Annotated in this window: 11 protein-coding genes; 5 read left to right on the forward strand and 6 right to left on the reverse strand. The window is 41.4% G+C overall.

All coding sequences use genetic code 11. From position 1 onward, the window contains the following. Window positions 1–239 precede the first annotated feature (239 nt). The 5 genes from M0221_RS04985 to M0221_RS05005 form a co-directional block, all read right to left on the reverse strand. Entirely contained in the window at window positions 240–875 is a 636-nt protein-coding gene (locus M0221_RS04985) for a glutathione S-transferase family protein (protein ID WP_011513349.1), read from the reverse strand. A 33-nt stretch (window positions 876–908) separates the two neighbouring features. Beyond that, window positions 909–1586 carry a type 1 glutamine amidotransferase domain-containing protein gene (locus M0221_RS04990; RefSeq protein WP_483284556.1) on the reverse strand — a complete coding sequence of 226 codons (678 nt, stop codon included), beginning with the start codon at window positions 1584–1586 and terminating at the stop codon, window positions 909–911. A 218-nt stretch (window positions 1587–1804) separates the two neighbouring features. Next, window positions 1805–2854 (reverse strand): NADP-dependent oxidoreductase, encoded by a 1050-nt coding sequence (locus M0221_RS04995; RefSeq protein WP_483284557.1) that lies wholly within the window; start codon window positions 2852–2854, stop codon window positions 1805–1807. Between the two features lie 112 nt (window positions 2855–2966). Further along, window positions 2967–4187, reverse strand: coding sequence for an iron-containing alcohol dehydrogenase (locus M0221_RS05000; protein WP_483284558.1), 1221 nt, complete (start codon window positions 4185–4187; stop codon window positions 2967–2969). 350 nt (window positions 4188–4537) lie between these two features. Further along, window positions 4538–5176 carry a TetR/AcrR family transcriptional regulator gene (locus M0221_RS05005; RefSeq protein ID WP_483284559.1) on the reverse strand — a complete coding sequence of 213 codons (639 nt, stop codon included), beginning with the start codon at window positions 5174–5176 and terminating at the stop codon, window positions 4538–4540. A 276-nt stretch (window positions 5177–5452) separates the two neighbouring features. Here M0221_RS05005 and M0221_RS05010 point away from each other — a divergent pair, with 276 nt between their 5' ends. Further along, window positions 5453–6943: an aldehyde dehydrogenase family protein gene (locus M0221_RS05010; protein ID WP_483284560.1), complete on the forward strand. Its 1491-nt coding sequence runs from the start codon at window positions 5453–5455 to the stop codon at window positions 6941–6943. A gap of 92 nt (window positions 6944–7035) precedes the next feature. Here M0221_RS05010 and M0221_RS05015 read toward each other — a convergent pair whose 3' ends face one another. Beyond that, window positions 7036–7275 carry a hypothetical protein gene (locus M0221_RS05015; RefSeq protein WP_020443232.1) on the reverse strand — a complete coding sequence of 80 codons (240 nt, stop codon included), beginning with the start codon at window positions 7273–7275 and terminating at the stop codon, window positions 7036–7038. Window positions 7276–7478: 203 nt separating this feature from the next. Here M0221_RS05015 and M0221_RS05020 point away from each other — a divergent pair, with 203 nt between their 5' ends. From M0221_RS05020 to M0221_RS05035, 4 genes are all read left to right on the forward strand, one after another. Further along, window positions 7479–9680 carry an ATP-dependent helicase gene (locus tag M0221_RS05020; RefSeq protein WP_483284561.1) on the forward strand — a complete coding sequence of 734 codons (2202 nt, stop codon included), beginning with the start codon at window positions 7479–7481 and terminating at the stop codon, window positions 9678–9680. Between the two features lie 237 nt (window positions 9681–9917). Continuing rightward, window positions 9918–11165, forward strand: coding sequence for an NAD(P)/FAD-dependent oxidoreductase (locus M0221_RS05025; protein ID WP_263240174.1), 1248 nt, complete (start codon window positions 9918–9920; stop codon window positions 11163–11165). A 66-nt stretch (window positions 11166–11231) separates the two neighbouring features. Further along, on the forward strand, window positions 11232–11570 hold the full coding sequence (locus tag M0221_RS05030) for a RidA family protein (protein WP_483284562.1): 339 nt from the start codon (window positions 11232–11234) through the stop codon (window positions 11568–11570). Between the two features lie 156 nt (window positions 11571–11726). After that, window positions 11727–12149, forward strand: a complete 423-nt coding sequence (locus M0221_RS05035) for a tetratricopeptide repeat protein (protein ID WP_483284563.1) — start codon at window positions 11727–11729, stop codon at window positions 12147–12149. Window positions 12150–12194: the final 45 nt, after the last annotated feature.

Raw genomic sequence — 12194 nt, forward strand, 5'->3', positions numbered from 1 at the left:
CGCTCCCAAGTATCAGGCGGTGTCTAATAAGCGTGGTCGGCGCTCATCATACGGTTTTATTCTTAGCGCTCACTCATTCAAAGCGCTGTAAAAAATAGGTCACAGAACAATAAAAGCATAAAGATATAAAACTTTAATACTTAATAATGCTGTATAAGAAAAAATAGCCCAAGAAGAGCTTGAGCTATTTTATCATAGTTTTTGATTATCGTTCGCATCTACGCGCTTAACCGTGGGATTTATGTCAGAGTAGTCATATCATAATTTGCTTCCAAACGCATGGCGCGCTGATAGCTATCAAGGCTTGCCAGTTGTAGCGCGTATTCTTTAATATGAGGATAATCCTCTAACGCCTCACGCTTGAGAAGCATAATCAAATCAAACGACAGCATAAAATCTGCACCGCTTAGCTTGTTACCCACGATAAAGGATTTGCCTGCCACCTCGTCATTTAGATAGCTCAGTAGCCTGTGTTTTTCTTGAGCGATATACCCTTTTAAAAATGCATTATCACCAGCACCTGCTTTATTGGTAAATAATTCAAGCAAAAGCGGCAGCATCAGCGAGCTTTCAGCAAAGTTAATCCACTGTAAATAATGACCATAATCTGCGCTATCGATAGCAGGGCGCAGATTATCAGGTGCAAACCGCTCAATCAATAGCTCAGTAATCGCACCTGACTCTGCATATAGCTCGCCATCCATCTCAATAACCGGAGACTTACCAAGAGGATGTACCGCTTTTAGGCTATCTGGTGCTAGATGCGTTTTGGCATCACGCTGGTGGCTAATAATTTCATAAGGTTGTCCCAATTCTTCTAAAAGCCATAACGTCCGTAATGAGCGTGATTGATTGAGGTGATGTAAGCGAATCATTTAGTTAGCCTTTTTGCAGTGGATTTGATGCTATTAAGCCTGTATTTTAGCCATTAAACGCTTGGCGGCTTCTTCTGACGACGCTGGATTTTGACCCGTGATCAGCAAACCATCTTCGACCACAAACGATTCCCAATCAGAGCTTTTTTCATAGTTTCCGCCATTGGCTTTTAGCACATCTTCTAATAAGAAAGGCACGACGTCAGTGAGCTGAACCGCTTCTTCTTCGGTATTACTAAAGCCTGTGACCGTTTTGCCTTTGACCAGATACTCGCCATCGATTTTAACGTTTTTGAGCGCGGCAGGAGAATGGCAGACAAAAGCAACGGGCTTATCTTGTTTGATAAACGTCTCAATTAATGCAATCGAGTTTTTATCAACGGCTAAATCCCACATTGGACCATGACCACCAGGATAGAATACTGAATCAAAATCTTCCGCTTTCATATCTGCCAATTTTTTAGTCGTTGCTAGGCGTTCTTGGGCTTCAGGATCTTCTTTAAAACGTTTGGTATCTTTGGTTTGAGCATCCGGCGTGTCACTACTTGGGTCAAGTGGTGGTTGACCGCCTGCAGGAGAGGCAATCGTGATATTGACACCGGCATCTAAAAAAGCATAGTAAGGTGCGGCAAATTCTTCTAGCCAAAAACCAGTCTTCTTACCAGTATCGCCCAATTTATCGTGTGAAGTTAGTACCATTAAAATATTCATAATTGTCCCTGTTTATTGTTGAAAGTTATTATTGAGGTTTATTATTAAAGCCTATCAGTACTGTGTTGCAGTCGGTATTGAAAATTATTAACGCTATCAAAAACTAATAACGCTAAAAAACCGACTGCTGACAGTATTCATCTTTTAAGAATGACTTTCAGTAGCTGTCTTAACAAGTTATGTTGTTAACTGGTTATTTTCATGATTTTTTATGTTAGTTATTTAACGTCAGCCACTTTAATCACTGTTTTACCAAAGTTCTTACCATCAAGCATGTCAAAGAAAGCTTGTGGCGCTTGTGCTAAACCATCGACTTGATGCTCTTTGGTTTTAACATCACCTGATTCAAGCCATTTGCTCATCGTAGCTAAGAATTCTGGAAAGTGATCACCGTATTCTTCAAAGATAATAAAGCCTTTGATGGTTAGACGTTTACTTAGAATATTACCCATCAGGACACCCAAACGGTCTTTACCGTCCGGTAATTCAGTGGCGTTATACTGTGATACCAAGCCACATACTGGAATACGTGCGTGGGCATTTAATAGTGGCAATACGCCATCAAAGACTTTACCACCGACATTTTCGTAATAAATGTCGATACCATCTGGGCAAGCGATTGCTAGTTGTTCAGCAAAGTCATCGGCTTTATGATCAAGACAAACATCAAAGCCTAATTCTTCAACTGCGTAAGCACACTTCTCAGCACCGCCAGCGACGCCAACAGTACGTAAGCCTAATTGATTACCGACTTGTCCAACAGTTGCGCCAACAGGACCCGTTGCCGCCGCGACGACTAAGGTTTCGCCTTTTTTTGGTTTACCAATATCGGTCAAACCCATGTAGCCTGTGAAGCCGGGCATACCAAGCACACCCAAGCCATAAGAAGGGTTTGCCATATTTTTATCGAGCTTTAGTACGCCTTCGCCATCGCTGACACTATAGTCCTGCCAGCCCGAGTTCGATACTACCAAATCACCGACTGTAAATGTATCGATATTAGATTCGATAACTTGGGCAACCGTTCCACCTAGCATGACATCGCCAATTTCTAATGGGTCAGCGTAGCTTGCGGCATCACTCATACGTCCGCGCATATAAGGGTCAAGCGATAAATATACGGTGCGTAATAGCATCTCGCTTTGATTGGGTTTTGGAATCTCGCCAGTAGCCAATTCAAAATTATCGGCAGTTGGTGCGCCATGTGGGCGGCTGGCAAGTTTGATTTGACGGTTTTGTTGTTGATTTTGTTGTTCGTTAAAGCTCATGATAAAGCGCCTTATTTTATTTATTTTTGATTTTAAAGTTACCTGCCACTCTGAAGTGACAGGCTAGTGGTTTCTATAACGACAATATAACTATAGATAATTACTCAGAGAGTTAAGCGTTGCTAGTAATGGCACGCTCTAGAATACGACGTGATACTGCCAAGTCGTTTTTACCATGCTCACCCAATTTCACCATACCATGCACTTCTAATTGCTTGATAATAGGATCAATGGCAGCAGCATCTAACTCGACATCTGCTAAGCTGACCGGCAGTCCAAGCTCGCGGAAGAAGTTTTCAGTTTGTTTGATAGCCGCTTCAATGATGGCGTCATCATTTAGCTCAGCACCATTATCGTCAGCTTTAACGTTCCAAACGTTGCGTGCATATTGAAGCAATTTGTCTTTTTTGCTGTCTTTAAGCTCACGCATGACTGATGGCAATACGATGGTCAGCGTGCGAGCATGGTCAATCGCGTGCAATGAGGTCAACTCATGACCAATCATATGCGTCGTCCAATCTTGCGGTACACCAGTACCGATCAGACCATTTAGCGCCATAGTCGCTGTCCACATGATGTTTTTGCGGGTCTCTAAATTCTCCGGATCGGCTTTTACCGCTGCGCCTTCCTCAATCAGAATCTTTAATAAGCTCTCAGCAAAGGCATCTTGAACTTTCGCGTTGACCGGATAGGTCAGGTACTGTTCCATCACATGAACAAAGGCATCAGCCACACCATTCATTACTTGGCGTTCAGGTAAAGTCATGGTTTTGGTTGGATCTAAAATTGAAAATTTAGGGAAGGCAAGTGGATTACCAAACGGCAGTTTTGCTTGACGTTCGCTAAAGTTAATCACGCCACCTGAATTCATTTCAGAGCCAGTCGCTGGAATGGTTAATACCGCGCCCAAATCAACTGCTGAATCGATATCTCTGCAATAACTGGTGAGCGCATCCCATGCTTTATCGCGTGATACCGTACCATCTTCTTCAGTCAATGAAGATACCAGTGCGACAAACTTACTGCCGTCAAGCACAGAGCCACCACCAACGGCTAATAAGAAGTCAATATTGTGCTCATTGACCATATCAGATGCTTTTAGCAAGGTAGTAAATTCTGGATTGGCTTCAATACCACCAAACTCGAATATTTCGCGATTGCCACTGGCAGTTAATGCCGTTTTAACTTCATCTAACGTACCTGTACGCTGTGCTGAACTGCCACCATAGGTAATCAGTACGCGGGCATCTGTTGGTACAAGCTCAGCCAACTTCTCGATTTGACCTTCACCAAAGACGATACGGACGGGATTGTAATATTGAAAGTTATTCATAAGATTCCTAATATGTTTTCTGAGTATGAAAAAGGGATTTAAAAACTGAAAATAAAGTCTGCAACTTATTTGCATCTGTCCGCATTATATATTAATTAGACCGGTCGTCTAGTAATTATAGTAAATAGTTACAAAACTATCGTATAAGCATTTCAGCCGATATTAAGTTAATCGAATTATTCAGTTGGACTTTTAATAGTAGTAATTAATATTTTTCCTAAGACAAAATATTAATAAGATATCCTTGTTCAACACTAGTTCATGGTAAGTTAAACAAGGAGGAGTAAGACAGAAAGATAGACAAAGCGAGAGCTACAAAATGTAAAGAGATCGTTTATAAAATGAAAAAACTAGCGACCCATAGCGGTAGTGGTCATCAGCCATACTTCTGCTAACGGGGTATCCGTTTGACTAATTTTGGTCACTAAGCTGGCACCAAGCCATGCAAAATACCAACGTTTTGCCATACTCTCAGCCGCTACGTTAGCGGGATGAGGCACAGAACCGTCTGCCCAGCCGGCTTTGATTTGAGTTGCAAGCCATGTAATCGTTTGCTGATAGCCCGCATATAGGACTTTACGCATTGGCTCCGACATATCTGATACTTCAGCGCTAAGCTTTACTACCAAACATTTCTCATGAGCGCAGCCGCTTTGCTGCGTGTCATACCAGTTTTGGAAATAGTCATACAATTTCTGCTGGGCGCTATCATCTTGTGAACCAATAGTATCAAGGCGCTGCTTATACTGGGTAAAGTAGTGGCTGATAATCGCCTCGCCAAAGGCTTCTTTTGACGCAAAATAATGATAAAAAGAGCCTTTCGGCACGCCTGCCGTATCTAATATTTGCTTAATGCCAACTGCGGTAAAGCCTTTTTGTGCGATGAGCTTATAGCCCGTCGTTAACAGATGGTCTCTGGTGTTCGATAATGCAATATTAGATAGCGAACTATCTGGTTGAGTATGTTTTATAGCATTGGGTATAGACATGTTACTTATGTTCTCCTTAGAGAGACTAATTATTTAAGATGGTTTAACAAATTTATAAGTATTAATTGGTGAGTTACGTTTGTTCAACAAACAACAGGTTTAAAAGATTCTAATTTTTATAGCGTTTATGTTAGCATTAGACCAGTCGTCTAGCAAGTTACGTTTGTTATCGTATGCTGCTATTGCTTATTAAACGTGTTACGGAATCTGATAGACGGCCATGATACGTTATAGCCACACTCTAATAATATTATTAAATAAAAAATAGGAACAATTATGTCAACAGAAACTAAAAATACGCAGGTAAATGTTTATACAGATTTTCATTTGCAATATATATCAGGCGAATGGAAAAAGGGTGATGACGATAGTATCAATACCAATACCAATCCGTTTAACGGTGAAACCTTGGTTGAGATTCAACAAGCAACGGATAAACAACTTGATGAAGCTTATCAAGCTGCTAGTGAAGCGCAAAAACAGTGGGCAAAGCAAACTCCGAACGAACGTGCTGCTATCCTTTATAAAGTAGTGAGTATCTTTGATCAGCGTCAAGATGAGATTGTCGATTGGCTAATCAAAGAGTCGGGCAGTACCCGTATTAAGGCGATGGTCGAGTTTAGCAGTGCGCGGGCGATTACCCTTGAAGCCGCAAGCTTTCCCAATCGCGTCCATGGTGAGATTCGCCCGTCGAACACACCGGGTAAAGAAAACTTTATCTATCGTGAACCGATGGGTGTGATTGCCGTGATTAGCCCATGGAACTTCCCATTACATCTAACCCAGCGCTCTATTGCGCCAGCATTGGCACTAGGGAATGCCGTAGTGTTAAAGCCTGCTAGTGATACACCGATTACCGGTGGGTTGCTGCTTGCAAAAATATTCGAAGAAGCCGGTTTGCCAAAAGGGTTATTAAACGTTGTCGTTGGTAGCGGTAGTGAAATTGGCGATGCGATGGTCACCCATCATGTTCCGAGTTTGGTTTCCTTTACCGGTTCGACCTCTGTAGGCAAGCATATCGGTGAGTTGGCAAATGGCGGCGACTATATCAAGCAAGTGGCGTTAGAGCTTGGTGGTAATAGCCCGTTTGTCGTGCTAAAAGACGCTGATATTGAGCAAGCCGTAAAAGCTGCTGCCTTTGGTAAATTCTTGCATCAAGGTCAGATATGTATTGCGATTAACCGTATCATCGTCGAAGATGAGATTTATGACGATTTCGTTACGCGTTTTGTGTCACACGTTAAGACCTTGAATGTTGGCGATCCTAGCAAAATTGATACGGCAGTCGGTCCGATTATCAATAAAAAACAAGTTGAGTCGCTAAAAGAAAAAATCGCTAAAGCGCAAGATGAAGGCGCAAAAATGCTATTAAGTGGTGAGATAAAAGGTCAAGTGGTGCCACCACACGTCTTTAGCGATGTCACACGTGAGATGGACTTGTCTTGCAACGAAGTGTTCGGTCCTTTGGTGGGTATCATCCGCGCCAAAGATGAAGACGATGCGCTGTCTATTGCTAATGACTCTATGTATGGCTTATCGAGTGCGGTATTTACTCAAGATATGGCAACAGGCTTGCGCTTTGCTCGTGGTATCAAAGCTGGCATGACCCATATTAATGATATCTCGGTGAATGATGAAAGCAACGCGCCATTTGGCGGCGAGAAAAACTCGGGTATCGGACGCTTTAATGGTGAATGGATACTAGAAGAGTTTACTACCTTGCATTGGATTTCAGTGCAGCATACGCCGCGTGATTATCCTTTTTAAACGTTTATTATTAAAGCTCTAATTTGATGTGTTAATAAAAAAGACTGCCTATAAGGCAGTCTTTTTTGTGCAGTCATAAGAATCTTATTTTCTCATTTAGCATGAAAGCCTAATAACCCTTGTATTTCTTCGATAGTCATATGTCTGATAAGCGCTTGTTCCTCAACGGTTAAGCGATTCGTATGTTCTTTTAACATGCTATAAAGACTGCGTGCAATCTCAGATGTCGTGGCGTAATACATCTGCGGTTCTTCTTTGGTCAGTTTTATCAAAAATTTATCAATTAATTTGCGTTTGTGAGTAGCAGCGTTTTCTTCGATTTTTTCAGTCATGATATTCTCCTAGGGATAAATCATTTAAGCAGTCGGCTTACTTATAGTCAATGAGTGTATTGAAAGTGGTAAAGCGTCAAGTAGGGTTGAACCTATCTGTAAGCTGCCCTAGATTGTCTTACTTATCTAAGACAGCCCCTAAAATTATTATCTTACTTTATAATGAATGGCACGCTAAACCATATCAAAGGTAATATCCTATAATGACCACAACCATTTTTGCTACCCACCATTATAATTATCCGCAAAATTTTATCGAGATGAAACCCAAGATTGCGCGGCTTGAACAGGCAATTAAGAAGCTTGAAGCCAATCTGATAAATGCGGATGCTGAGGTATTAGCGCAAAGGCTTAGCAATCATTTAGGGTTGCAAGTAGATTATGCCAGTGAGCTTAATGCCAATCAGCTATTGGCCGCCACGACTATTGAGGGCAAGGTATTGGTGATCGCCGGTGCCGGTTCTGGTAAAACCAAGACTTTGACCTATAGAACCAGTTACTTGATAGAAAATGGCGTGTCGCCAAAAGAGATTTTACTATTAACCTTTACTCGTAAAGCAGCCAACGAAATCAAAGGTCGGGCTAAAAAATTGCTAGCAAGCACACCATCTTTTGCCCAAAGGTTAAATGAGGATTTGGTAGAAGATAAATTGCCAAAAAATAAAGCCCTGAATGACATTACCAGTGGCACCTTCCATTCTTTTTGTAATATGCTATTACGTCAATACTCAGGTCTGCTTGGTATTAATCCGAGATTTACCATTCTAGATACAGGCGACAGTGAAGACGCCATCGATTTAATTCATAAGGAAAAAAAGTATCCGACCAAAATAACCAATCAGGCATTTCCGCGCAAAAAAACGTTGCAAAACATCTTTTCAACCTCTAGAAATCGCCGTATTCATATCCGAGGTTTAATCGAAAACAGCTATCCTGATATTGCCGTGCATATTCCTGTTATTGAGCAATTGGCCGTTGACTTTCATGAGTACAAGCGTGCTAACCATCTATACGATTTTGATGACATCATTAGCCAAGTGGTGCGTCATTTAAAGACTAATGATACCTTTCGCCAACTGCTACAAAAGCAATATCGTTATGTCATGGTCGATGAATATCAAGACACCAATATTCCGCAAAAAGAGCTGATTGATCTCATCTGTGCGCCTACGTCAGTGTCGCTGATGGTCGTCGGTGATGACAACCAAAGTATTTATGCCTTTCGCGGCGCCAATTATGAAAATATCTTATTATTCGGAGAGGGTTACCCTGAAGCTAAGCTGATTAAACTTGAGCAAAATTATCGTAGTACGCCAGCAGTGCTTGATTATATCAATGCGTTATCCGCTCAGATCACCTTGGGTTACCAAAAGCAGCTGTACTCTGGGGTTTCTATAGAAGGCGTAAAACCAATATTTCGCCGACTTAGCGATGAAACGAAAGAGGCTAAATATATCGCTGATAAAATCATCGAATTAAAATCAGACTATGATTATCAAGACTTTGCGGTATTGTGCCGAACCTCCTTTCAATCTAACTACGTCCAGCTAGAATTTATGGAACGTAATATCCCGTTTATTGTCGTTGGTGGGATTCGTTTTATTGAAAGACGCCACATTAAAGACGTCTTAGCATTTGTTAAGATACTTTATAACCCGAATGATACCATTGCATGGCACCGTATTTTGACCTTATTTAAAGGCGTGGGGTCGGTGACTGCCACGCGCTTAACCCAAGCAATCAATGCTGACGATAACTCTTTTGAGCCGTTATTAACAACAAAGTTTGCCAAAAAAAGCACGCAACTTGAGCCGCTGTATAAAATGCTAAGTCAAGCCAGTCAAGCAGAGTCGGTCGAAGCCATTATCGAGCTGATTCTAGATTTTTATATGCCCGTTTTAAAAATCAATGAAGACAATTGGCGTGAGCGTAGCGAAGACTTCCGTGTGCTCAAAAATCTAGCGTTAGAGCATGATAGCCTAGATAAATTTTTAGAAAATCTGGCACTCGATCCACCTAATGACTCGGTTGCCACCGCAAGTGAGCCTGAAAAAGGCGAAGAAGGTATCGACAAAAACAGGGACAAAGTGACCATTTCGACCATTCATAGTGCCAAAGGACTTGAATGGTCAGTGGTATTTGTTAATTCATTGGTAGATGGTATGACGCCGCATTACCGCTCACTAAGCGATTTTGAAGAATTAGAAGAAGAGCGTAAGCTGTTTTATGTTGCCTGTAGTCGTGCAAAAAGCAGGCTGTTTTTAACTGCGCCCGATTATTTTTCGAGCTATTCAGGCTATTTTGATAAAGTGTCACGGTTTATCGCTGAAGTACCTGCCGATAAGATAACGGTGCTAACGGTAAAACAGCCTTTAGAAGAGAGTGATGATCCAGTTTGGTGGTGATAAAAAATGCTATAAACGTTGGAAAATAGCTTAAAAAATGACTTTTGTTTTTCATTAGGTTGTTACTATTCCTATCAAAAATACCTTGCATAAAAACATATAACCAAAAGTGTTTATTCGTAAAAATATTTAACAGATAAGGGTTTAAAAAATCTTTCAATGCGTTACTATGACCACCTTACCCGTTATATTCATCTATTTAACACTCTGTATCAAAGCCATAAAAAGGGATATGTTATGCGTCATGAAGTTATCGTTATCGGTGCAGGTATGGTTGGCACCTCGGTTGCTTGGCATCTACAAAAAAACAATGCTGAAGTTTTGCTTATAGACAAAAAGCTACCGGGCTCAGAGACTTCATACGGCAATGCTGGCTTGATTCAGCGTGAGGCAATTCATACGCATCCGTTTCCGCGCCAGCTGACTGAAATGATACGTGTATTGCCAAACCAAGGTACTGATATCCGCTATCGCATACCAGCTATTCTTCGTTATCATCAGGCACTGTTGCAATACTGGAAATACTCTACACCTGCCTCAGTTAAAAAAATCGAAGGCGAGTGGCAAACACTGATTGAGCATTGCACAAGCGAACATCAAACCATGATTAGCGCCTCTGGTGCAGATGAGCTGATTACCCGCGATGGTTGGTTGCAATTACATCGCTCTGAAGACACTTTTAAAGAAGCCATTGCGCTAGCTATCGATGCTCGCAATCAAGGTGTTGAGCACAAGGTATTGACGGTTGAAGAGTTAAGAGTCATGGAGCCTAGCGCCAATTTTGACGAGTTCGTCGGCGCAATTCATTGGTTGAATTCTTGGCAGGTCTCAAACCCAAGCTTTCTGGTTAAAGCCTATGCAAAAAACTTCCAAGAAATGGGCGGGACAATTAAAGAGACTGGCGTTCAAGAAATCGTACAAGAAGATGGCGGCTGGAAGATTGTCACCGATACCGAGACTTTCTATAGTGATAAATTAGTCATCGCAGCAGGACCTTGGTCTAATGATCTCATCAAGCCGCTTGGTTATGACTTGCCATTATTCCCGATGCGTGGCTATCATCAGCATTTTAAAGTCAACGAGAAGAACACCATCCATCATAGTATGTTTGATATGGATAAAGGTTTCGTCATGGGGCCGATGCAGCAAGGTATCCGTATTACTACCGGTGCTGAGATGACTACCATGAATGCGCCAAAGAATTTTGGACAATTGAAAACTGTGCTTAAACTGGCGCGAAAAATCTTGCCATTAGAAGATGCAGTTGAGAGTGAAGCATGGGCAGGCTCGCGTCCTTGTATGCCAGATATGAAGCCAGTTATCGGTCCTGCAAGTAACCATGAAAAATTATGGTTTGCCTTTGGTCACAGTCATCAAGGTTTCACCTTAGGACCAATGACCGGTCGTCTCGTTGAAGAGATGATTCATGAAAAACCGCTATTGGTCGATATCAAGCCATTTAGCGCTGATCGCTTTTCTCGCTAAGTAAGATTTCATAAAACTTGAGTCATTTATACATTTTAAAGCATTAAAAATTAAGGATAATAATCCATGCAAAAGCTCCATAGTAATCAACGTATGAGTAAAATTGTGGTTCATAACCAGACTGTTTATCTATGTGGTCAAGTAGGTAACGCTGAAGATGACATCAAAGCCCAAACATTGACTTGTTTAGAAAAGATACAAGCCTTGTTAGAAGAAGTTGGTAGCGATAAATCAAAGCTACTGTCAGTGACTGTCTGGGTGAAAAGCATGTCGGATTTTGCGGCAATGAATGAAGTATGGGATAAGTGGTTCGAAGGCGTACAGCCGCCAGCTCGTGCTTGCGGTGAATCTGCTTTGGCACGTCCTGAGCTGTTGGTTGAGATTACTGCTATCGCTGCTGAGTAAATACCAGTACCTGCTACTTAAAACTGAATAATAATGAGAGGGCGTGATATGACTATCACGCCCTTTTTGATGAGCGACGCATGCAAATAGTCTATAATTAACCTCGTTGACAGTATTGACAGTTATCTGATGAGCAGCAAAAAGGGTTACAAAAAAATGATTAATAATAAAATCTATCATTCAATTTATGTGTTGGCAGAAAAGCTATTAGAAGCGGACAGTGCCAATGATAAAGAGACATTTGATACGCTGTATGTACAGCTAAAAGACTTGTGCATTGAAAATGAGAAAGGCAATAAGGATCATCCTGAGCAGTGGGAGACATTGGCAGATTTTACGGAAGATTTGGATGAGGCATTAGTTATTTACCAAAAAGCCTTGGATAAAGCCGTAGCGATTCAATCAAAAGAGCATTTATCATCGATTGCCTTTTCAATGGCTGAGTTACAGAGCGAGCTTGGACAGACAGAGGCAGCGATTCAAAGCTTACAGAGTGCTAAAATTACTGCCAGTAAGCTCGACGATAAAGCATTCAAAAGTGAGATAAATAAGATGCTTGCAAAATTACTAGCTGAGTAATCTTAATTATTGCCATTTCTTATTTAAAAAACGCCTTTGTTATTT

The organism is Psychrobacter sp. ANT206, from assembly GCF_056880555.1.